We start from the raw sequence: 20,752 nt of genomic DNA on the forward strand, positions 1-20,752 counted from the left end.
CGGTGACCGGGCACGGCACGGGCGGCCGGCAGATCCTCGCCGGGGTCGACGGCTCGGCCGTGGCGGAGGCCGCGGCACGATGGGGCGCCGCTGTCGCCGCGCAATGGAACGTGCCGCTCCGACTGGTTCACGTCCTACCGCAGGCACCTGTCTTCTATGGGGTGTCGGCACCGGTCCGGGACATCGAGGCGCTCCGTGTGCTCGGCGACGCCGCGCTCTCGCGTGCCGCCGACATCATCCGCGGCGAACAACCAGCCGCCGCGATCGAATGCACAACCATGACCGGACCGACTCCCGCCGATGTCCTGCTGGATGTGGCACCGTCGGCCTCGATGGTGGTGATCGGATCGTCGTGTGCCGGGCCCGTCGAAGGATATCTGAACACTACGGCCCTACGGTTGGCGCACCACGCCGAATGCCCGGTCACCGTGTGGCGGCAGGCCACGGGTCCTGTCTTGCCCGACCGCCGGCCGGTGATCGTCGGCGTCGACGGAAGCGAGATCAGCATCGCGGCGGTGCGGTGGGCGTGTTCGTTCGCGGAGTCCTTCGAGGTGCCCGTCGTGGCCGTTCACACCTGGACGGGCGCAGCGCCCCATGGGGATTTGCATCGCCACGAGTATCCGGTCGAGGCGGCAGAGAGCGTACTACTCGCCGAAAGCGTCGCCGGCTGCCGGACCGAGTACCCCGACGTGACGATCGAACAGGTCACCGAACGCGGTACCCCGGCGGATACCCTGCTCGCGCGGTGTCGTCAGGCGCAGCTCCTTGTCGTCGGAAGCCACGGGCGAGGGGCGCTGGGACGGGCGCTGCTCGGATCGACCAGTCAAGACATGCTGCATCGCGCTCCCTGCCCCGTCACGATCTGCCGTCCGGACATGACTCCGGCACCGCCCCATACCGATGCTCCATCCGTCCCAACGGATTCGAGGAGAACGCCATGACGAACGCGCCGATAGTCGTGGGCGTCGACGGATCCCCGTCGTCGTCGGATGCCGTGCGATGGGCTACGCGTGAGGCCGGAATGTGCCACGCTCCACTCCTGGTCCTGTCGTGCGTCAGCTATCGTGGCGCCGAGGCCGTCCCGTGCATCGGAACCGAACTGCGCGCCCGCGCCGAACGGGACCTGGCCGCCGCGGTCGGGATCGCGCGAACTCAGAACCGCGGGGGCGGAGTCGAGATCCGTGCCGAGGTACATGCGCAGTACGCGCCCGCGGCGCTCGTCGATTGCTCGGACTCCGCGAGGATGATCGTTGTCGGTCGGCGTGGTCTCGGTGAATTCACGGGCGGCTTGCTCGGTTCCGTCAGCTCGATCGTCGCCCGCCACGCACGCTGCCCGGTCGCGGTGATCGAGGGGTGGTCTCGGATCGAGGACGGCTCGGGGCCGGTCGTCGTCGGAGTCGACGGATCTGCCAACAGCGCCGCCGCCATCGACGTCGCCTTCGAAGAATGTGCACTGCGTGGTGCTGAACTGGTTGCGCTGCACGCCTGGTCAGATCAGAACCTGTCGCAGATCCACATCGATCCGCAACAGTGGGCGGCCGCAGAACAGTCAGAGCGGTCCCTGCTGGCCGAATGCCTCGCGGGGCGCAAGGAGCAGTATCCCGACATCGCCGTGCGGGTCGTCGTGGTCAGAGATCGTCCGGTGCGTCACCTGCTGGCCGAGGCGGAGGAAGCTCAGCTGATCGTGGTCGGAAGCCATGGCCGCGGCGGATTCGCCGGTATGACACTCGGTTCGACCAGCGAGGCCCTGTTGCATATCACCACGTGCCCGCTGCTGATCGTGCGCCCGCGCTCGGAGGGCTGACGCCTTTTCCCTTGAAAGAGATGTCTTCGGTGAGAGAGAAGGAGACGAATAATGCACAGCAGACGAAGCCGCACGTCGTGGCCTGATCTGACGCACCGCCAGCGCACCGCCATCGCCATGTCGGCGGCAGTACAAATGGCCACGGGTGCATGACCCTGTCCGCGCGAGGGCGACGAACTCAGCGGGCGACGATCAGCGGGCAGGTGACGGAATGCAGCAGGGCCCGGCTGGTCGATCCGAGCAACATGCTCGCGAATCCACCACGACCGCGGCTGCCCACAATCAGAAGTTGTGCGCGTTCGGCTTGTGCGCGCAAATTGTGGACAGGACGATCTATCACCGCCACCGGCTGGACCTTGACGTCCGGGTAGTCCTCAGCGCGACCGGCCAGACTTTCGGCCAGCAGTGCCATCTCGCGGGTGTGCTGCTTCTCCCATTCGAATCCGCTACCGCGCCAACCCGCGAGATCGAGGTCGATATCGGACCAGGCGTGCACGGCCACCAGCCCGACGTGCCGCTGCGCAGCTTCGACGAACGCCACGGAGATCGCAGGTTCGCTGTTCGCTGTCCCGTCCACCCCGACGACGACCGGGCCGACTATCTCGGTCACCTCGGTATGGGGGAGCTCGCGGACCACCGCGACGGGACATTGGGCGTGGGTGACGACTGCGGTACTGACCGAACCGAGCAATGCCCGCTCCACCGGGCCGTACCGGTTGCTGCCGACCACCACCATGCGTGCCGTCTTCGACCGCTCGAGCAATTCGTGAGCCGGTGAGCCCGTGGCGCGCGCGATCTCGATATCGATGTCGTGACCGTCGGCGGCCGCCCGAGCAAATTCCTCGGCCTTTGCCAGGCGCTTCCTCGCAGCGAGTTCCTTGTCGTCGAAGAACCTGGCGGGTATGCCGGCAGGGACACCGGGGTCGCCGAACGCGGAGGTGACGGTGACCAGGACCAACGGGGCGTCGTGGTAGACGGCCTCACGTGCGGCCCAGGTCACGGCCTGCAGTGCCGACTGCCCGTCTACTCCGACGACGATCGGCTTGTGGGCGGTCATGATGGTCTCCTCGACTGGGTGTGCGTTCGCGCGATTCAACAATCGTCTTCGCTGGTACAAACGCCTCATAGAGCCGAAGGTCCCGCCTTCCGGAAGGGCCGCCGTGCATTGACGACAACCGAAGTCACCAGTCACCGACCGAGGGACGCGAGATGACCTTGGTCTCTACAGACCTGTGACACGAGCCGGAAGACTGAGAGTGCGGAACGCAGGAGGTCGTGGTGGCTGGGGAACTGACTACACCAGTTCGAATCTGGCGGTTGGTGCCATGGAGCCACAACGGGCTGATGCGTCCGAGCGACCGCCTCGAATCCGTCATCGTCATCGTTGTAGTCGCGGTGGTCGTACTCCTGCTTCCGGTCGCCGGGGCGTTCGGAACCGCCACCTACACCAGGTTGAGCGGCCAAGCACGAGTCGAAGAGGCGACCCGTAGCGAGGTGACCGCCGTGCTCGTCGAGGATGCGGCGCGCGTATACAGCGAGGACGCGGTGCGCGGAACCGGAGGGTCCGATCTTGGTCAGGCGCGGGTGCACTGGTCCGTTGGCGGGACGGGGCACACGAAAATGATCGACGTCGATTCCGGGGCGAAAGAGGGCGACGCTGTGAGCATCTGGGTCGACGCGAACGGGAATCTCAGTGCGGCGCCGATGACCGGTGGGGAGAGCGCGGTCGCCGCGGTCATCGCCGCCATCGCAGTGTGGGCAACGAGCATCATCGCGGGAGTGCTGCTCCTTCTGGGTGTTCACTGGAGCGCGTCGAGGCACCGCCTCGCGCAATGGAACCGGGAATGGGCCGGGATCGGAAAGGCACCCGGATGGCCCGTGAGCTGAAGTCGACACGGCTGTGAATCCGGACCTCAGGAACACCACACTGGAAGGCGATGAGGTCGACCATGGGCAATGACACGCTGAGTTTCCTCGACGCCGGCTTCCTGGAAACTGAAGACTCCGACCGGCATGCGAGCCTGACCATCGGAGCGCTGGCAGTCATCGAAGGACCCCCGCCCGATCAGAAGGAGTTCCGCGACGCCGTCGCGGAACGTCTCCTCGACCTTCCACACGCACGCGACAAACTCCGCACGGCCCCACTCGATGTCAGTGCCCCGTCGTGGACGGAAGATTCGAACTTCGACCTCGACCGACACCTGCGACGGGTCGCCATCCCGAACCCGGGCGAGGAGGAGGCACTGTTCGGATTCGTTGCCCGAGTCATGGGGCACCGGCTCGACCGGGACCACCCGCTGTGGGAATGCTGGGTAGTGGAAGGACTCAGCGGCGACCGCTGGGCGATGCTCGCCAAACTCCACCACTGCATGGCCGACGGGATTACCGGAACACGACTGTTCGAGGCGATGTGCGACGAGGTGGAGCCGACAATCGACCCCGCCGCCGGCTCGTCGGGTCCGGATCGTCCCGCGCATCAACCACCGCCGGCACCGTCGATCTCCACGCTGCTCTCCCCGAGCCACCAGTGCGAACTACTCGAGACAATCCTGCGCGCTCCTTTCACGATCGCTCGAGCGGGACTGGGAGTGGGTCGGGGACTTGCCCGGCTCCTGACCGAGATGCTGACGTCGTCGTCCGACACTTCACTGATCGGTCCGATTGGAAAGCAACGGCGCTACCGCGGTGCCCGCACCCGAATGGCGGATGTCCGGGAGATCTGTGCGGCATACGGCGTCACGGTCAATGACGTCGCCCTCGCGGCCATCACCGGCGGATTACGCACACTGCTCCTCCGGCGCGGTGAACACCCCGACGCACACACGGTGCGCACACTGGTTCCGGTCTCGGTGCGGTCCGCGAACGACGACGCGGAATCTCCCCACAACCAGGTATCGCTCATGCTGCCCTTCCTGCCGGTCGATATCGAGGATCACGTCGAACAGCTCACCGCAGTGCATCGGCGGATGTCGGCGCACAAGGCAGGCAAGGAAGCGCAGGGCGGAAAGGTGTTCACCACTTTGGCGCAATCCGGACCGTTCATGCCGCTCGCCTGGGCGTTGCGCCTGGCCACCCTATTCCCCCAGCACAGCGTGGTGGCAGTGGCCACCAACATCCCCGGACCCCAACAGACTCGTCACCTCCTCAGCCGAAAAATCGTCGACATCTTCCCGTACGTACCCATCGCATTGCGATTGCGCGTCGGCATCGCAATCCTCAGCTACGCCGACAATCTGACGTTCGGGTTGACCGGTGACTACGACACCACCCCGGACCTCGCCGACCTGGGAACGGCGATCGAACAGGGCGTGTCCTCGCTACTGACAGCAGCCCGGTTGGAGACCGCGGGCAGCCAGAGCTGATCGGGGACCTGCCATCCCACCGTCGGTCCATCCCTCGGGCGGGCGACGGCAGAATGTCGCGATGACCTCCGGCCCTACCGGTGCGAGGGCCCGGTACGCGAGACTCGACATCACCACGATGGCACCAAGCGGCGCACCTGGCTACGAGTGATGAGGTGGGTGATGGGCACAGCTGCGGAGACGATGCCGAGTTGGCGCATGATCGAGTCGGTGGTCGCGTCGGCCTGCCGGGCGCCATCCCTTCACAACAGTCAACCGTGGCGGTGGGTCCTCCAGCCGGAGGGACTGACACTGTCCAGTGACCCCGACCGCATCCTGCCTGCCACCGATTCATTCGGACGTCAAATGGTGGTGTCCTGCGGTGCGGCGCTCAACCATCTGAAATACGCTCTACTCGAGCATCATTGGGATTCGGTGATCCAACGCATGCCGCATTCGGCGAACCGCCAGTGTCTGGCAACCGTTGCATTCACGCCCACGGAAGAGGTGTCCGGATCCGAGATCGCCATGGCGGCGGCGATCGCACGCCGGTACACCGAGCGGCTACCGATGTCTGCACCAACCTCGTGGGACGACACCCTCGCGCAGGTCACCGAACTCGCCGAACGCGCAGGAACACATGTGGAAGACATCGGGGATCGCGCACGACCCGCACTCGAGGCAATGTCACTTCGCCTCCGAGGTCTACGCCGCGAGAACCCGGTGTACCAAGCCGAGCTGCACTGGTGGGCCGGGCACGCACTGTATCCCGACGGGATTCCGTCGGCGGCGCTACCGGCCGCGCCACCGGGAACTGTCCCGGTCGGACGAGAGTTCCCTCCAGGCACTGCCACGTGTGACCCCGGCGACTTGGAGGACCGTGCAGCGATACTCGTGCTCACCACCGGCTCGGACTCGAGGCTGGACTGGTTGCGATGCGGCGAGGCGCTCTCGGCGCTCCTGTTGGCCTGCACAGCACGAGGCCTCGGTACGTGCCCGGTCACGCACATGACCGAGCTGGGGGAGACGCGAACCCGTGTGAGTGAGCTGCTCGAGGGCGATGGCCTGCCTCAAGTCCTCATCAGGGTCGGCATCCGGCCACGGTCCGAACCGTCCTCGACAACGCCGAGACGACCGCTCTCCGAGGTTCTCTTCCGCGACCGATCGGAGGCCTGACCGTGCACGCGACTGATCGCGCCGCCACGGCGCTGCAGATGTTCACCAGCCCGTCTCGTGCGGCCGTGATGGCCTGTTCGATGCCGGCCGCAGAGGGCCCGCACACCGATCGCGTGTACTGAGCCGTGGAGGTCGCTGTCCTCCTGGCGATCGCGACAGCGCTCGCGTTCGACCTCACCAACGGCTTCCACGACTCCGCGAATTCGATCGCCGCGCTCGTCGCCACCCGGGCCGCTCGCCCCGAACATGCGCTCATCCTGGCTGCTGCCGGGAACTTCGTCGGCCCATTGATCGTGGGAACGGCCGTCGCCGACACCGTCGGAGGGGTCGTCACACTGCCCGCGAGCGCGACGGTCACAGCGGTCGGCGCCGCACTGACTGCAGCGATCGCATGGAACCTTGTCACCTGGTGGTTCGGGCTGCCATCGAGTTCATCGCACGCCCTGGTCGGCGGACTGGTCGGTGCATCCCTGATCGCTGCAGGCCCGAGTGGCGTGCATTGGGGCGGATTCACCGACGGCCGACCTTCCGGCGTCGTGGGGATCCTGGTCGGCCTGGCAATCTCCCCACTTCTCGGCGCGGTCGTGTGTGCGCTGCTCGCGACCATCGCCTGGCGACTGATGCGACGTGCCCGCCGACGCGCACTCGGCCCGGTGCGCCGCGCCGAATGGGTCACGGCCGCCACACTCGCACTGAGCCACGGCGGCAACGATGCGCAGAAATCGATGGGCGTGATCACGCTGCTGCTCATAGCGGGTGGACATCTCACCGAGTTCACCGTGCCCCTGTGGGTCAAACTGGCAGCTGCGACGAGTCTGACCGTCGGAACCGCGTTCGGCGGGTGGCGTATCGTGCGGACGGTGGGGCGTGGGGTGTTTCGGATGACACCGCTCGACGGGCTGGTCAGTCAGGCCGGCGCCGCCGGCGTGATCCTCGGCGCATCCCTCGTGGGGGCACCGGTCAGCACCACACATGTAGTTGCCGCCGGTGTAGTAGGCACGGGAGCGCAGCGCCGCGCGCGGCATGTGCACTGGAAGGTAGTCACAGAGATGGGCGTGGCCTGGGTCGTCACGCTACCGATGACCGCACTGCTGGGGGCGATGCTGTTTCCGGTGTGGGGGGCGATCTGATGCATCGGCCGCGACTGTCCAATGCGTGGTTCCTGCCACGCTCGTTCGACGTGCTGGGCATGCTGCGCGAACAGCTCGACATCGTCGAGCAGTGCATACACGTGTTGAACGACTGGGGACACGGCAACATCCCGACCCATGATGCCGTCGCGGAGCTGAGGGTCGCCGCAAGGAACGAGCATCGTGCCCGCCGCACTCTCAACAACGCCGTGCGCGACAGTTTCAGCACCCCCATCGAGGCGGAAGACCTCTTCGAACTAGGGGAGCGTCTCGGCGAGATCACCGAAGCCGGGTACGCCTTGGTCCGGGAGTCGGAGCTGTCGTGTTCCGGCCCGACCTGCGCCGCGCCTGATCCTTACCTCGTCGAGTTGATAGACAGGCTCGCGAAAGCGCTGATCCCCCTCGCACAGGGGCTGCGGGCGCTGCCGAGTGGAGACGCGGCAACGTGCGCCGACCACGCTATCGAAGAATTGTCCGCGGTCGAGCACGCCTACCGCGCTGCGATCGCCGATCTCGAAACCGAGCCCGACGTCCGACGGGAGCTACGTAGGCGGGAACTGTATCGCCGAGCTGAACATCTGCACGCCGCGATGATGCGTGTTGCACGGCGGACCTGGTATTCGGTGTACAAGTCGCGGTGAGCACGGCCCGCTCCGCCACTCGGGCGTTCAAGGAGCAGGGCGCGGCGCGAGTGAGGTGACACTGGACTCACCTACCCCGACAATAATACCCCCAGGGGTATTATTGTCGTCAGATTTCAGGAAGGGACGCTCATGGTCGGCGACGACGACAGCATTGCGTTGGTACTCAATCGGCTCCGCCGCGCGCACGGGCAGCTGGCCGGGGTGATCTCGATGATCGAGCAGGGACGTGACTGCAAAGACGTCGTCACCCAGCTCGCTGCGGTCTCTCGCGCTCTGGATCGGGCCGGGTTCAAGATCGTCGCAACCGGGTTGCGTGAATGCCTGACCGGCGACGATGCGGAGGGTAGCGAACCCATGACCGAGGCTGAACTGGAGAAGCTCTTCCTCGCGCTCGCCTGATCGTCATTCACCCCCATGGCCCAGGGCCGCTCCGATTCGACGCATCGACGATCACACAGCGAATGCCGAACACCCAGATCCCACGAACTCCGAAAGAAGGCCGAATGGTCATGAATCTCGCATTGTCGACAACACTGCACACAACGTTCGCCGATGCCGTGGAACGCACTCGGAAGGCTCTGTCCGAGCAGGGTTTCGGAATTCTCACAGAGATCGACATGAAAGCCACGATGAAGGCGAAACTAGGCGAGGACATGGAGGACTATCTGATCCTCGGCGCGTGCAATCCGCCTCTGGCCCACCGCGCAGTCAACGTGGACCGGCAGATCGGGCTGCTGCTGCCCTGCAATGTCGTCGTGCGCGCCGACACCGCCACCGAGAACAGCGTCATCGTCGACGCGATGAACCCAGCCCTGATGGTCGAAGTCACCGGCGAACCGGGACTGAACGACGTCGCCGACGACGCCACCACCAAACTGCGGGCCGCGATCGACTCCCTCACCGCACACCGGGCCTGACACCCACACGGCTGGCGCCGTTTACGCGCCCCAGCTGATCAGGGCGGAGCGGGCTGCTCGCTGTCCCGCCACCAGCAGAATACGAACAACGCCAGCGACGCGACGAGGGTGGACACCACCCACACCGTGAGGGCGATGTCGACCCACGACCCGATCGGCGGGCTTCCCGGCAGGATTCCGCGCAACGGCACGACCGCGAACAGCATCGCCGCCATCCAGCCGAGCATGTCCGTGTTGACGGCCCGCTTCCGCCGGAACGTCTGCAGTGCGACGAACGCGGCGAGCGCCGCGAGGATCGTCATCATCAGCAGGAGGATGCCGGCGTAGATCAGGTTCCCGCCCGTGCGCGCGAACAGCAGCGCGGCGCCGGTGCCGTTCCGCGAGAGGTCCGTGTCGACTGTCACCGCTTCGGCCCGCGCCTTCCATCCGTCGACCCTGCCGTCCACGAGGAGACCCGTGGGCAGCAGTTCACGGTCGGCGCCGGCGCCCTCGTACGCCTCCACGACCATCGGGTTCACCTCGAACCGGTCGAACGGCCAGTACGCTGCGTTGCCGGTGGCGATGAACTCGGTATCGAACGTCGTGGGTGCGGCGCCCGCCCGGAACACGATCTCCTCATGACTGGTGCTCGGGAAGAGCAGCAGAGTGATGTCCCGATTCAGGGTGTCGCCGTTGGCGTGCATGTACTCCTCGCCGACGGCGATCGTCACCTCGGCCTGCACCCGGTCGGTCGTCGGCTGCAGCGACTTCGCCGTCACCAGGACCACGACCTCGTCGTTGCTGCCCACGAACGGTCCCTCGTCCTCGCCGGTGCGGCTGCTCAACCCGTACACGGTGAGCGACGCCGCGTAGATCAACGCGAGGAGCAGCGCCGGGGCGACCCATCGGAGGCGGGGATGGTGAGAGTTCATGGTCGGCGGCGGATCACAGGGAAGCGGTGCTGATCTCGGGGTCGATCAGGATCTTCGCGTGTACCTCGGGGTCACCCAGCGCTGCGAACGCGGATTCGACTCCGGGCAGGCCGACCGTGCCGGTGATCAGCGGTGTCGGATCGACCTTTCCGTCGGCGAGCATGTGGAGGGTGTCGCGGAATTCGCGGGGGTCGTAGGCGACGGCGAAGCGGAGTTCGATCTCCTTGTTGACCGCGAGCGCCGGCCGGAATGTGTCGGTCTCCATGCACACCCCGACCACGACGACGCGGGACCGCAGCGGGGCCCCGGCCAGGATGCCGTCGATGACGCCGGGCATGCCGACGCATTCGAAGACGACCGGCCCGGACGGTGTCGCGCCCACCGTGTCGGCGAGGGCGAACGCATGCCACCACGGCAGCCTCGGGATTCGGCGAAGTTTCTCCATGGTGTCCAGCCCGAGACCGAGCACGTTCGTGATCGAGGTCGTTTCCCGACGTCGCGGATACGACGTCCAGGGCGACGCCCCGGCAGGGTCGACGACGACGTCGGCACCGCACTGCCGGGCGAGTTCGCGGCGGCGGGTGGAGAAGTCGGCGGCCACCACGGTACGGACACCGGTCGCCTTCAGCATGGTGATCACCGCGAGACCGATCGGGCCGCACCCGATGACGACCGCATTCCGGCGCTTGCCGACGTCACCCTTGCGCACCGCGTGCCACGCCACCGCCATCGGCTCGGTCAGGGCCGCCTTCTCCGCCGTCAGACCGTTCGGGACCGGCAGCGTCATCGACTCCTGCACCACCACCTGTTCGGCGTAGCCACCGGGCGCCGAGGCAGACAGGCCGGTCAGGTGAATCCCGGCGCCGGTGCGGACGATCGGCAACGCCACCACCGCGGTGCCCACCGGCCACCGCTTCCGGCAGCCGGGCCCGTAACCGGCAACGGTGCCGCTGAACTCGTGACCCAGCACGACCCGCTGGTGTGAACGCATGAAGTCGCGGTAGCCGGTCTCGGCGGCCAGTTCCGCCATCTCGTCGGCGTGTACGCGGGCGTGCAGGTCGGAGCCGCAGATCCCGCACCGGGACACGTCGATCAGCACCTGCCCCCTGGCCGGGACCGGAGCCGGGACGTCACCGAACTCCAGGCGAGTCTCGGTGCAGACGACTGCCTTCATGGTGACTCCTCGGGGTGCGGCGGGGTCGGCCTCAGCTCCGAACGTAGAACACTCCGGCGGCCGGGACACGGTGATTGCCGATTGGCCCAGGGGTTGTCTCGGTCCGGCGGCGGGTGTAAACCGACAGCATGAGCGTCCTCGGTCAGATGGACTCGTTTCGCCGCGTCTTTCCCACCGCCCGCCGCAACCGGGCAGACCTGTTTCGCTGGTTGCGACGCCGGCCGCAGCTGCTCGCGGCCGTCGGATTCCACGAGGTCGCGCTGGCGGCGAGCGCCCGGGTCGACCCCCGGTTGAAGGCGCTCGCCGAGATCAAGGCGGCCGCGCTGACCAACTGCGAGTACTGCCTCGACATCGGATCGGCGTTCAGCCGTGCGCTCGGGGTCAGCGACGCCCAGTTGCGCGCCCTGCCGGCGTTCCGCGAGAGCTCCGCGTTCGACGACACCGAGAAGCTGGTCCTGGAGTTCGCCGACGCGATGACACGCACCCCCGCCCACATCGGCGACGACCTGCGGCGTTCGCTGCTCGCCGCCTTCTCCGAGTCCCAGGTGACCGAACTCGCCGCGGCCATCGCCTGGGAGAATCACCGCGGACGTCTCAACCAGGCGCTCGGTGTGCGCCCTTCCGGATTCTCCGACAGCGACTTCTGCGCCGTGCCCGAACAGTGACGACAGCGTCGACGCCACCGCCGGACCGTCAGCGGTTGCGGAGCCGCGTCCACCCGGTGAGCACGTAACCGAGCCCCATCCCGAGCATCCACGTGTCCTTCGCGACGGCGGTGCCGTTCTCGTTCGGCCAGATGCTGCCGGGGTTCCGCAGAGCGGGGGTCCTTGCGTACATGGCCACGAGCCCCCCGGAGAACCCGGTGAGCGCTGCCCCTGCGACAACGGTGGGCACGAACGGTGCGAGCAACGCTGCGCCCGTGCCGATCTCGGCGATCGACAGCAACTTGATGAATCGTTCCGGTGGAATCGCGTTCAGGAACGGGAACGCGCCCGCCGCCATACCGTGAACGCCCTGGGCGGTCTGCTCGTCCGCCGACCATTTCTGCAATCCCGTATGGAGGATGAAGCCCCCGGTCGCGATGCGTCCGGGAAGGTCGCCGAGTGTGGTCAGTCGCATGGTGGTCTCCTGTCGTCCGAGTCGAACCAGAGAACTGTTTCCCCACCTCAGCCTCCCACTCGGCCGACGGCCGGGAGCGGTTTCGACGGAGCGGGCCGCCCGTTGGTCGTCGCCGCGCCCGCTCAGGGACGCGGCGACGACGTCAGGACCAGCCGCTCAGTGGGCGAGAACCACGTCGGTCGCCGAGGTGGACTCGGCACCGGGTGCGCTCAGCTGCGAAATCCTGCGGGGCAGCGCGACGGCCACCACCGCGCCCAGCAGCGCCGAGATCGCGCCGATCACGAATGCGATGGTGATGCCGGTGTCCGTGTAGAAGACGGCGCCCTGCACGACGGTCGCGATGTGCGAGTTCAACACGGTGAACGCGATGACCGGAAGGATGGCGGGCAGAATGCTCTGGAACACCGCCACCATGCTCGCCGTCGTCGCTTGCAATTGCGGCGGCACCGCGGCGATGAGCAGGTTCGGGATGGAGGCGTACCCCATGCCCATTCCCACTCCCAGGAGGGCGGCGAAGCCGATCAGCAGCGCCTTGTCGTCGTGAATCGTCGCCGTGAGCAGGCAGGCCACGGCCATCAGCAGCATGCCCACGACCATCAGGATCCGCGGCCTCACGTGCCGGGGCACCAGGGTTCCGACGATCAGTCCGCCGATCACCACCGCACCACCCAACGGAGCCTGGAAGATCGCGAATCCCTCTGCGCTGATCCCGAATCCGTAGCCGAGCCCCAGGATCGCCGGGGTCATGCACATCATCGGGAGCATGATCGTGAACACCGAGGACGTTCCGTAGCAGAATCCGGCGCCGAGCGCCGTCAGAAACACGGGCCGCTTACCGAAGAACCGGATGTCGATCAGCGGGTCCGGCAGCAGAAGTGCGGACACGATCCACGCCACCAGAAGGGCGACACCGCCGGCGATGAACCCGAGGGTCGACCCCGACTTCCAGCCCCACGACGGACCGAAGCTCACTCCCACGAGGATGCCGGCGAGTCCCGCGCCGAGGAGCGCGGCGCCGATCAGGTCGATGCGCGACCGCAGCCGGACGGTCGATTCGCCGGTCGTCGCCCGGATCAGAATGCTGAGGACCACGAGACCGGCCAGGAAGAACCAGAAGATGCTCCGGAAGCCGAAATTGTCGATCAGCCAGCCGGTGAAGAACGGCGCGGGGATCGCGATGAGCCCCATCCCGCTCGTGGCGATGCTGACCGCCAGCGCCACCGTCCGGGCGGGGAAGACGTCGCGGATCAGTGAATAGCTGAGGAACAGACACGGCACGAGCAGCCCGGTCAGGGAGCGGCCGGCGATCAGCACCGCGTACGTCGGTGCGATCGCCGAGATCAGCGACCCGAGCGCCGACAGACCGACGGCCGTCAGCAGCATCTTGCGCTTGCCGTGGGTGTCGGCGAGCTTGCCGATCAGCGGGCAGGTGATCGCCCCGACCAGCAGGAACGACGTGAGCAACCACGCACCCTGCGTCGTCCGGTAGTGGGTGACGATCTGCGGCAACGCGATCGAGATCATCATGTAGCTGACCGCGAGCATCTCGAGCAGCAACACGATCGAGGCGAGCGAGAAGATCAGTCGGGGCGTCCATCGCTCGTCGGTCGCGTCCTGCTGTCGCGTCCGAGCCGATCCGCCGTCTGGCGCATGGGTGACCATCATCGGGTCCTTTCGAATACCTGCACGGGAACTCGTGGCGGTGCCGCGGCAGTGCGGCGCGCCCGAGCCGGGCGGTAGGGGTGGGTGGTCACATTCGGTGGTCGAAGTCTCGCGAATGTGTAATTGACATCACAGTTCTCGGGAATGCGGCACGCCATGCGGCGTTCCGCCCAGCGGGAGGCCGGGACGCCCGGTCTGCACCATCGCCCGGGAAAGGCCTGTTCGCGTCGCCGAATCGGGCGTAGCAGACGCGGCGGTCGGTTTCTTCGTCGGGCACGGGGCCGGTTGGCGCGAATCGGTGATTCCCGGTCACCGCTCGAGCGAGGATTGACCCATGGCCGCCATGCAGCGCGAGAAGCAGTTCCGCCGGCTGAGAACGCCACGCTCGGCGGCCGTCGCGGGAATCGTGTTCGCCGCGTTCTTCTCCGCCAGCCTCGTCCTCCTGCACACCGCGCTGCCTGCCGACCCGTTCGACGAAACGCCCTGGGTCGGAAGCGGTGAGACGCGGATCAAAACGGCCCTCGTGCTCGCCCCGTTCGCGGGTATCGCGTTCCTCTGGTTCATCGGCGTCATCCGCGACCGTCTCGGCGACCTCGAGGACCGTTTCTTCGCGACGGTGTTCCTGGGCAGTGGGCTGCTGTTCCTCGCGATGGGCTTTGTCTCGATGGGCGTGGCGGGCGGCGTCCTCGCGATCGCCCGGCACTCGGGCAGTTCCGCGGACGAGATCGTCTACTTCGGCCGCGAGATCATGCTGCAGATCAACCACGTCTACGCGCTGCGCATGGCAGCGGTGTTCATGATCTCGCTGGGAACGATCTGGCTCCGGACCGGACTGATGCCGCGATTCCTCGTCGTGACCACGTACGTGCTCGCCCTGGCCCTGCTGGTGGTGGTCAGCTTCAGCCTGTGGACGACGCTGGCGTTCCCCGCCTGGGTGCTGCTGGTCAGCATCTACATCCTGGTCACCGGACGACGCATGCGCGCCGCCCGATCCGCGTCACCCCTGCGTCAGGCATGACGCGTCGACACCACCCAAGAGTTCACACGCGTGCGGGCGTGGCGGAAACGAAGTCGTCGATGATGCCGACCACCGCGGCCGGATCCTCGAGGTGCGGGTAGTGGCCGATACCGTCGAGGACGGCGAGCCGGCTGCCGGGCATCGCCTCGTGCGCCGCGTAACCGTGCGAGACCGGGATGATGCCGTCGGAATCGCCCCAGATCAGTTGGGTGGGCAGACCCGCGTTCAGGTACAGCCGGCTCAGCGCGCTCACCGCCTGCCCCCGATGGTCGACGACCGCGCGGAGAGTCCGCAGGAACGCCTGCCGGGTCTCCGGATCGGACAGCGACGAATAGGCGTGCCACATCTCGTCGCCGCGAACCGATTGAACCCCGATCGCCGCCAGCCAGCTGCGAACCTTGTTGCCGGCGTCGCGTATCGCGGCGGGCGCCATCAGGGGAAGCAGGAACTCGGACCCGGGCGCCGCCAGCAACCGCAGGGTCCAGTTCACGTCCGGTCCCAGTCCGCCGCTGCCGATGAGGACCAGGCGCTCGCACAGTTCGGGATGCTGATAGCTGAACTGCATCGCCACCCCGCCGCCGAGGGATTGCCCGACCACGGTCACCCGTTCGATGTCCAGCTCGTGCAACAGGTCGCGCAGCCACGCGGCGAACGCGCCCAGCGAGTAGTCGCCGCGCGGTTTGGCCGAATCGCCGTGACCGGGCAGATCCGGGGCCAGCACCCGGTAGCGCTGCGCCAACTGCGGGAGGACTGCGCGCCACGTCGCCGAACTTCCGGCCATCCCGTGCACGAGCAGAAGCGTCTCGCCCTCCCCGCTCAGCCGGTAGGCGACGTCGTCCCCGTGCAGCGCGATGTGTCGCAGCTCCGACATACAGCGACCTCCCGATCGGGTGATGCAGCGGTCTCACGGTAACGATAGGGGAGTTCCGCTCGATATCGTCATCAACTGCGGCGTGGGAACTTGATCTTCGGCGCCGGGTTGATCTACACGGCACACCGACGTGAGGCTCGAAAACAGGAGGAATCCGCATGAACTCTGTGTCGAGCCCGGCCGCCGCCCGGCCGCGTGTCCTGCTCATCGACGCCGACGTGGAAAGCTCCCTCGTCGAACGCCTCCGGGACGGAGGATTCTTCGTCACCCGAACGTACGCGGAACCGGTGCGTTCGCGGATCGAACCCCCCGACGTGGTGATCGTCGACGCGCGATCACCCCACCTCGACGCCGACACCACCGTGCGGGGACTGAAGGCGATGCGATTCGCGCTCGCCGTCGTGGTGATCGGCACCTTCCGTTCCGGCAACCGTCGCAGCGACCTCCTCGAGGCCGGCGCCGACGACGTGCTGGAGATGCCGGTCGGCGCGGACGAACTCGTCGCCCGGCTCCGCGCGATCCTCCGCCGTGTGAAACCCGAGGTGCCCGCACCGGCGCCCGCCGGCAGCCAGGACCTGTGCCTGTGCGAGGAGCAGCACGACACCGACTACGACGGGTTGCGCACCACACTGACCAGGACGGAATTCGTCCTCTTCACCGTGCTCGCGCAGAACGTCGGCAGGGTCGTCACCCGCCGCGACCTCATGCTGATGGTGTGGGGTGTGACCGTCGAATCGAAGACGAACGTCCTCAACGCCTACATCTGCTCCCTCCGGCGGAAGCTGGTGGCCGTCGGATCGCCGTATGTCGTCCACACCGTGCGCGGTGTGGGTTTCGCCCTCGGCGAGGACGTACGCCCGGGGACCATCGACCCCGCCCGTCAGGTGTCCGTCGCCGTGTCCTGACACCGGCCCGCGGGAATGGTCACCTACATCCACCCCGTCGTCGGCGCACACCCGCCGGGCACTGCCTGACCGGGGAACCCCGCGATGCCCGGCCCCCTCAGGCCGCTGCGAAGAATGCGAGTGCGCGTTCGAGCACCACATCGGGCCGTTCGTCGACGAGGAAATGCGAGGCGCCGTCGACGAACTCCACACCGAAGTCGTCGGTGTGCCCCTCGAAGCCGCCGAGGAATTCCTTGCGCACGATGGGGTCCTCGGCGCCGACGAGCACCCGGGTGGGAGTGGCGAGCCGGGTGTGCCGGTATGCGCCGGTCATGATCCGCGCCGCCTGACGCATGATGAAGCAACGGTAGAGGGCCGACGCCGCATGGGCGCGGGCCGGTTCGCGCAGCCGTCCGGCGAACAGTTCGACGTCGCGCTCCGACCACGCGTTCCGGTCCGTCGTAAAGCCCCGCAGCAGGTGGTACGTCAGCCGTTGTCGGCGGCGGCCGAGCAGGAACGGACCGAGGAACGGTGCGGCGATCACCGGCTGGAACCAGCCGTGCCGTGCGATCGTCGTCAGCAACCGTGGGTCGAACCGGATGAAGGGGTGGGGGACACCGAGACTGATCTGTTTCCGGACTCGGTGGGGTGCGCTCAGGCACAGCTCGTATCCGAGCAGTGCGCCCCAGTCGTGCGCGATCAGGCAGACCCGGTCGAGTTCGAGCGCGTCCAGCAGTGCCTCGACGTCGGCGAGCAACTGCGCACGGGTGTATCCGGTGGGCGGGGCGTCGGTCCAGCCGGCGCCCCGCAGATCCGGGCAGATCACCCGGTAGTGCTCGGCGAGTCCCGGGAGAACCCCGCGCCACTCCCACCAGTGCTGGGGGAACCCATGGAGCAGCACTACCGGTTCGCCGTGACCGGCCTCGGCCACGTGCATGCGCAGGCCGGGGAGCCGAACGTAGCGGTGCCGGACCCCGCCCGGTGTGGGAAAGGTGTTGTCCGGCAATCTGTTCGGTCCGGATGTTCGGGCGTGACCGGGAGCCTCGCGTCTCATGACCTCACGTTACTACGATCATAGTGCTAAGTCACTATGTTTATAGTAGCCAGGTGACGTCCACGAGAACGAGTGCACTCGACGCGGCGATCGACCTGCTCGGAACCGAAGGGCTGCGGTCGCTCACCCACGCCCGGGTCGACGACCGCGCCGGCCTCCCGAAGGGGTCGACGTCCAACTACTTCCGCACCCGGGCCGCGCTGCTCACCGGGACCGTCGACGCGATCGTCGACCGCGAACTGTCCGAAGTCGGCATGCTGGCACCGGCATCCGCCGAAGACCTCGTCGACGCGGTCTGCGGCCTGATCGACTACACGACCGTCGTCAACCGAACCGTCACCGCGGCACGGCTGGTCCTGTTCCTCGAGGCCAGCCACGACCCCGTTCTGCGGGAGGCGCTGGCACGCGGGCGCACCGCCATGGAAGCGTCCGTCGTCTCGGCATTCGCCCACCTCGGTGCGCGGGACCCGCAGACCGCCGCCACCGCACTGATGGCCTGCGCGGAGGGACTGATCCTGCACCGCATCGCCCGCGAGGACACCACCGATCCGCGGCCCGCCTTCGAACTGGTGGTGCGGGCGGCGCTGAGCTGACACGCACCGGACTCACGGAAGGGGAGCGGACCACCGGAGCGTGGTTCCACCGCCGAGAGTCGAGTCGACGGCGCAGTGCCCGTTCACTTCCCGCGCCCGGGCGGCCAGATTGTCCAGCCCGCTGGTGGCGACGTTCTCCTCGAATCCCTTGCCGTCGTCCGCGACCTCGATCGCGAGATCGTCGTAGACCGAGATACTCACCGTCACCGTGTCGGCTCCCGCGTGCCGCACCGCGTTGCTCAACGCCTCACGCAGAACAGCCTCGGCATGCTCGGCGAGCGCAGAGTCGATGACGGACAGTGGCCCCGACATGTGCACCGTCGTGCGCAACCCGGAATCCGCGGTCGTCTCGGCGACGATCTCGTGCAGCCGCCGCCGGAACTGGGTCATCCCACCCGAACCACCGTGCAGGTCGAAGATGGCGGTCCGGATGTCCCGCACGATGTCGTGCAGGTCGTCGATCGACTGTTCGAGCCGGTCCTTGACGACGGGAGCCTTCGCCCGCTGCAGGGTGCTCTGCAACGACAGACCGACCGCGAACAGCCGCTGGATGACGTGGTCGTGGAGGTCACGCGCGATCCGGTCGCGATCGGACAAAACGTCGAGCTCACGCATCCGACGCTGACTGTTGGCGAGTTGAAGCGCGACCGCCGCCTGATCCGCGAAACCTGACATCAACGCCAGCTGGTCGTCCGTGAACGGCGCCGCATCGACATGGCGGAGCGTCACCAGCACACCCGACACCGACTGCGCGGCACGCAGGGGCAGCGCCAACGCCGGACCGAACCGGGCCCCGGTCTCGAACCCGGGATCGAACGCCAGCGCCATGACGCGTAACGGGGTCCGTTCCCGGAACGCCTCACCGGACGTGGACCTGTCCACCGGGATCGTCCGGCCGATGATCCGATCCGACACCGTCCCCGCCGACGCCGTCACCACGAGCTCGGTCACCTCGTCCGACGGGATGTCGGGATCGTCCGGCACCGCGAGAAAGGCGCTGTCGGCGGCGGTGAGGGAGAGCGCGTCGTCGGCGATCACCTGCAGCACCTCCGCGGTGTCACTGCCCGCCAGCAACTCGGTCGCGATCTCCCGTGTCGCCTCGAGCCAGGCCTGCCGCGTCCGCGACTCCTCGTACAGGCGGGCGTTCTCGATCGCGATACCGGCGGCCGCCGCCAGCGCGCGGAGAAGCACCTCGTCGTCCTCGGTGAACTGCGCACCGTTGGCCTTCTCCGTGAGATACAGATTGCCGAACACCTCGTCCCGCACCTGAATAGGAACTCCCAGAAAGGTTTTCATCGGCGGATGGTGCGGTGGGAATCCCACCGAGACCGGGTGCCGGGACAAATCCTCCAGCCGGACCGGCTTCGGATCGGTGATGAGGAAACCGAGGACGCCGCGACCACGGGGCAGGTCGCCGATCCGCTCCCGTGTCTCCTCGTCGATGCCCTCGTAGACGAACTCGCTCAGCCCCTCGGTCGGGGCGAGCACCCCCAGCGCACCGTACCGGGCGTCGACGAGATCGATCGCCGCGTGCACGATCGTGCGGAGCGTGTTGTCGAGGTCGAGTCCCGACGTGACGGCCAGCATCGCCTCGAGTAGGCCGTCGACATGGTCGCGCACATCGACGATCTGCGCGATGCGTTCCTGCACTTCGGTCAGGAGTTCGCGCAGCCTCAGCTCGGACAGGCTACCGAGGAGGGGCCCACGGTCGTGTTCGTCCGGTTGACGGGTCACACGACGCATTGTCCCACCCGGTGACCTCACGAGGAGCCGGAACAACCATAGGTCCCGTCAGGTGCCGGGCGGTTTCGATGGCAACTTCGTGGCCAGCACCGCCGCCTGCGTCCTGCGCTCCACGCCCAGTTTGGTCAGCAGCCGGGACACGTAATTCTTGACCGTCTTCTCCGCGAGGAACATGCGTGCGGCGATCTGCCGGTTGGTGAGCCCCTCACCGAGCAAGGCGAGCAAGGTTCGCTCCTGATTGGTCAGGTGCGCGAAGATGCCGTCCTTCCCATCGGCGTCCGCACGCACCTTGTCCATCAGGACGCCGGCGGCACGACTGTCGAGCAGCGATTTGCCCGCACCCACGTCGTGGACCGCCTGAGCCAGCTCCATGCCCCGGATGTCCTTCACGACGTATCCGCTGGCCCCGGCGAGAATCGCGTCGAGCATCGCCTGCTCGTCCGTGAACGACGTCAGGATGAGGCAATGCAACTCCGGCATCAGCGAGTGCAGCTCCCGGCACAGCTCGATTCCGTTGCCGTCGGGCAAACGCACGTCCAGGACGGCGACATCCGGTTTCAGGGCGGGCACCCGCGCCATCGCCTGCGCGTAGGAGGCGGCCTCACCGACCACCGTCAGCGCGGGATCGGAGGTGAGGAGATCCGCGATCCCTCGTCGGACGACCTCATGGTCGTCCACCAGGAAAACCCTGATCATGGGCACCCTCCAGAC

The 20,752-nt window shown here is 67.3% G+C and carries 22 protein-coding genes; 13 read left to right on the plus strand and 9 right to left on the minus strand.

Features of this window, described 5'->3' with window-relative positions:
* The first annotated feature begins 2 nt into the window (after positions 1 to 2).
* Complete coding sequence (locus P3H15_RS38710) at positions 3 to 941, plus strand: universal stress protein (protein WP_276142097.1); 939 nt, start codon at positions 3 to 5, stop codon at positions 939 to 941.
* Positions 938 to 1,804 carry a universal stress protein gene (locus P3H15_RS38715; RefSeq protein ID WP_276142098.1) on the plus strand — a complete coding sequence of 289 codons (867 nt, stop codon included), beginning with the start codon at positions 938 to 940 and terminating at the stop codon, positions 1,802 to 1,804. Before P3H15_RS38710 ends, P3H15_RS38715 begins: the two co-directional genes overlap by 4 nt.
* A 178-nt stretch (positions 1,805 to 1,982) precedes the next feature.
* Here P3H15_RS38715 and P3H15_RS38720 read toward each other — a convergent pair whose 3' ends face one another.
* A complete protein-coding gene (locus P3H15_RS38720; protein ID WP_276142099.1) occupies positions 1,983 to 2,861 on the minus strand; it encodes a universal stress protein in 879 nt (292 codons plus the stop codon).
* A gap of 287 nt (positions 2,862 to 3,148) precedes the next feature.
* Between P3H15_RS38720 and P3H15_RS38725 the strand changes: the two genes are divergently transcribed.
* From P3H15_RS38725 to P3H15_RS38755, 7 genes are all read left to right on the plus strand, one after another.
* Positions 3,149 to 3,691 carry a hypothetical protein gene (locus tag P3H15_RS38725; protein ID WP_276142100.1) on the plus strand — a complete coding sequence of 181 codons (543 nt, stop codon included), beginning with the start codon at positions 3,149 to 3,151 and terminating at the stop codon, positions 3,689 to 3,691.
* Between the two features lie 62 nt (positions 3,692 to 3,753).
* Positions 3,754 to 5,166, plus strand: coding sequence for a wax ester/triacylglycerol synthase family O-acyltransferase (locus tag P3H15_RS38730; RefSeq protein WP_276142101.1), 1,413 nt, complete (start codon positions 3,754 to 3,756; stop codon positions 5,164 to 5,166).
* A 162-nt stretch (positions 5,167 to 5,328) separates the two neighbouring features.
* Complete coding sequence (locus tag P3H15_RS38735; RefSeq protein WP_276142102.1) at positions 5,329 to 6,321, plus strand: nitroreductase family protein; 993 nt, start codon at positions 5,329 to 5,331, stop codon at positions 6,319 to 6,321.
* 125 nt (positions 6,322 to 6,446) lie between these two features.
* Complete coding sequence (locus P3H15_RS38740; RefSeq protein ID WP_276142103.1) at positions 6,447 to 7,451, plus strand: inorganic phosphate transporter; 1,005 nt, start codon at positions 6,447 to 6,449, stop codon at positions 7,449 to 7,451.
* A complete protein-coding gene (locus P3H15_RS38745) occupies positions 7,451 to 8,092 on the plus strand; it encodes a hypothetical protein (RefSeq protein ID WP_276142104.1) in 642 nt (213 codons plus the stop codon). Before P3H15_RS38740 ends, P3H15_RS38745 begins: the two co-directional genes overlap by 1 nt.
* A 132-nt stretch (positions 8,093 to 8,224) precedes the next feature.
* Complete coding sequence (locus P3H15_RS38750) at positions 8,225 to 8,494, plus strand: metal-sensitive transcriptional regulator (RefSeq protein WP_276142105.1); 270 nt, start codon at positions 8,225 to 8,227, stop codon at positions 8,492 to 8,494.
* A 110-nt stretch (positions 8,495 to 8,604) separates the two neighbouring features.
* Positions 8,605 to 9,012, plus strand: a complete 408-nt coding sequence (locus P3H15_RS38755; RefSeq protein WP_276142121.1) for a DUF302 domain-containing protein — start codon at positions 8,605 to 8,607, stop codon at positions 9,010 to 9,012.
* A gap of 38 nt (positions 9,013 to 9,050) precedes the next feature.
* Here P3H15_RS38755 and P3H15_RS38760 read toward each other — a convergent pair whose 3' ends face one another.
* Together P3H15_RS38760 and P3H15_RS38765 are read right to left on the minus strand one after the other, a co-directional pair.
* Entirely contained in the window at positions 9,051 to 9,923 is an 873-nt protein-coding gene (locus P3H15_RS38760; protein WP_276142106.1) for a DUF4436 family protein, read from the minus strand.
* Between the two features lie 13 nt (positions 9,924 to 9,936).
* Positions 9,937 to 11,097 carry a zinc-binding dehydrogenase gene (locus P3H15_RS38765; RefSeq protein WP_276142107.1) on the minus strand — a complete coding sequence of 387 codons (1,161 nt, stop codon included), beginning with the start codon at positions 11,095 to 11,097 and terminating at the stop codon, positions 9,937 to 9,939.
* A gap of 128 nt (positions 11,098 to 11,225) precedes the next feature.
* Here P3H15_RS38765 and P3H15_RS38770 point away from each other — a divergent pair, with 128 nt between their 5' ends.
* Positions 11,226 to 11,762, plus strand: a complete 537-nt coding sequence (locus tag P3H15_RS38770) for a carboxymuconolactone decarboxylase family protein (RefSeq protein WP_072946287.1) — start codon at positions 11,226 to 11,228, stop codon at positions 11,760 to 11,762.
* 28 nt (positions 11,763 to 11,790) lie between these two features.
* Here P3H15_RS38770 and P3H15_RS38775 read toward each other — a convergent pair whose 3' ends face one another.
* Positions 11,791 to 12,216, minus strand: a complete 426-nt coding sequence (locus P3H15_RS38775; RefSeq protein ID WP_072946288.1) for a hypothetical protein — start codon at positions 12,214 to 12,216, stop codon at positions 11,791 to 11,793.
* Positions 12,217 to 12,372: 156 nt separating this feature from the next.
* Positions 12,373 to 13,878: an MFS transporter gene (locus P3H15_RS38780; RefSeq protein ID WP_276142122.1), complete on the minus strand. Its 1,506-nt coding sequence runs from the start codon at positions 13,876 to 13,878 to the stop codon at positions 12,373 to 12,375.
* A 334-nt stretch (positions 13,879 to 14,212) separates the two neighbouring features.
* On the opposite strand from P3H15_RS38780, the gene P3H15_RS38785 reads away from it, so the two are divergent.
* Positions 14,213 to 14,896: a hypothetical protein gene (locus P3H15_RS38785; RefSeq protein WP_276142108.1), complete on the plus strand. Its 684-nt coding sequence runs from the start codon at positions 14,213 to 14,215 to the stop codon at positions 14,894 to 14,896.
* Positions 14,897 to 14,918: 22 nt separating this feature from the next.
* Here P3H15_RS38785 and P3H15_RS38790 read toward each other — a convergent pair whose 3' ends face one another.
* Positions 14,919 to 15,767, minus strand: coding sequence for an alpha/beta fold hydrolase (locus P3H15_RS38790; RefSeq protein WP_276142109.1), 849 nt, complete (start codon positions 15,765 to 15,767; stop codon positions 14,919 to 14,921).
* A 158-nt stretch (positions 15,768 to 15,925) separates the two neighbouring features.
* Between P3H15_RS38790 and P3H15_RS38795 the strand changes: the two genes are divergently transcribed.
* Positions 15,926 to 16,672, plus strand: a complete 747-nt coding sequence (locus P3H15_RS38795) for a response regulator transcription factor (protein WP_276142110.1) — start codon at positions 15,926 to 15,928, stop codon at positions 16,670 to 16,672.
* Between the two features lie 97 nt (positions 16,673 to 16,769).
* Here P3H15_RS38795 and P3H15_RS38800 read toward each other — a convergent pair whose 3' ends face one another.
* Positions 16,770 to 17,705: an alpha/beta fold hydrolase gene (locus P3H15_RS38800; protein WP_276142111.1), complete on the minus strand. Its 936-nt coding sequence runs from the start codon at positions 17,703 to 17,705 to the stop codon at positions 16,770 to 16,772.
* Between the two features lie 53 nt (positions 17,706 to 17,758).
* On the opposite strand from P3H15_RS38800, the gene P3H15_RS38805 reads away from it, so the two are divergent.
* A complete protein-coding gene (locus P3H15_RS38805; protein ID WP_276142112.1) occupies positions 17,759 to 18,298 on the plus strand; it encodes a TetR/AcrR family transcriptional regulator in 540 nt (179 codons plus the stop codon).
* Positions 18,299 to 18,310: 12 nt separating this feature from the next.
* Here the strand turns inward: P3H15_RS38805 and P3H15_RS38810 are convergent, their stop codons facing one another.
* Both P3H15_RS38810 and P3H15_RS38815 read right to left on the minus strand, forming a co-directional pair.
* On the minus strand, positions 18,311 to 20,041 hold the full coding sequence (locus P3H15_RS38810; protein ID WP_276142113.1) for a GAF domain-containing sensor histidine kinase: 1,731 nt from the start codon (positions 20,039 to 20,041) through the stop codon (positions 18,311 to 18,313).
* A gap of 48 nt (positions 20,042 to 20,089) precedes the next feature.
* Positions 20,090 to 20,737, minus strand: a complete 648-nt coding sequence (locus P3H15_RS38815) for a response regulator transcription factor (protein WP_072951667.1) — start codon at positions 20,735 to 20,737, stop codon at positions 20,090 to 20,092.
* Positions 20,738 to 20,752 lie beyond the last annotated feature (15 nt).

Source organism: Rhodococcus sp. T2V, from assembly GCF_029269925.1.
Lineage (GTDB): Bacteria > Actinomycetota > Actinomycetes > Mycobacteriales > Mycobacteriaceae > Rhodococcus_F > Rhodococcus_F koreensis.

Bases quoted from the DNA above. Each gene is read 5' to 3' on its own strand.
- P3H15_RS38765 (WP_276142107.1), bottom strand. From the start codon at position 11,097: ATGAAGGCAGTCGTCTGCACCGAGACTCGCCTGGAGTTCGGTGACGTC.
- P3H15_RS38775 (WP_072946288.1), bottom strand. From the start codon at position 12,216: ATGCGACTGACCACACTCGGCGACCTTCCCGGACGCATCGCGACCGGG.
- P3H15_RS38755 (WP_276142121.1), top strand. From the start codon at position 8,605: ATGAATCTCGCATTGTCGACAACACTGCACACAACGTTCGCCGATGCC.
- P3H15_RS38720 (WP_276142099.1), bottom strand. From the start codon at position 2,861: ATGACCGCCCACAAGCCGATCGTCGTCGGAGTAGACGGGCAGTCGGCA.
- P3H15_RS38750 (WP_276142105.1), top strand. From the start codon at position 8,225: ATGGTCGGCGACGACGACAGCATTGCGTTGGTACTCAATCGGCTCCGC.
- P3H15_RS38770 (WP_072946287.1), top strand. From the start codon at position 11,226: ATGAGCGTCCTCGGTCAGATGGACTCGTTTCGCCGCGTCTTTCCCACC.
- P3H15_RS38785 (WP_276142108.1), top strand. From the start codon at position 14,213: ATGGCCGCCATGCAGCGCGAGAAGCAGTTCCGCCGGCTGAGAACGCCA.
- P3H15_RS38730 (WP_276142101.1), top strand. From the start codon at position 3,754: ATGGGCAATGACACGCTGAGTTTCCTCGACGCCGGCTTCCTGGAAACT.
- P3H15_RS38790 (WP_276142109.1), bottom strand. From the start codon at position 15,767: ATGTCGGAGCTGCGACACATCGCGCTGCACGGGGACGACGTCGCCTAC.
- P3H15_RS38795 (WP_276142110.1), top strand. From the start codon at position 15,926: ATGAACTCTGTGTCGAGCCCGGCCGCCGCCCGGCCGCGTGTCCTGCTC.
- P3H15_RS38745 (WP_276142104.1), top strand. From the start codon at position 7,451: ATGCATCGGCCGCGACTGTCCAATGCGTGGTTCCTGCCACGCTCGTTC.
- P3H15_RS38815 (WP_072951667.1), bottom strand. From the start codon at position 20,737: ATGATCAGGGTTTTCCTGGTGGACGACCATGAGGTCGTCCGACGAGGG.
- P3H15_RS38735 (WP_276142102.1), top strand. From the start codon at position 5,329: ATGGGCACAGCTGCGGAGACGATGCCGAGTTGGCGCATGATCGAGTCG.
- P3H15_RS38780 (WP_276142122.1), bottom strand. From the start codon at position 13,878: ATGGTCACCCATGCGCCAGACGGCGGATCGGCTCGGACGCGACAGCAG.
- P3H15_RS38725 (WP_276142100.1), top strand. From the start codon at position 3,149: ATGCGTCCGAGCGACCGCCTCGAATCCGTCATCGTCATCGTTGTAGTC.
- P3H15_RS38715 (WP_276142098.1), top strand. From the start codon at position 938: ATGACGAACGCGCCGATAGTCGTGGGCGTCGACGGATCCCCGTCGTCG.
- P3H15_RS38760 (WP_276142106.1), bottom strand. From the start codon at position 9,923: ATGAACTCTCACCATCCCCGCCTCCGATGGGTCGCCCCGGCGCTGCTC.
- P3H15_RS38800 (WP_276142111.1), bottom strand. From the start codon at position 17,705: ATGAGACGCGAGGCTCCCGGTCACGCCCGAACATCCGGACCGAACAGA.
- P3H15_RS38810 (WP_276142113.1), bottom strand. From the start codon at position 20,041: ATGCGTCGTGTGACCCGTCAACCGGACGAACACGACCGTGGGCCCCTC.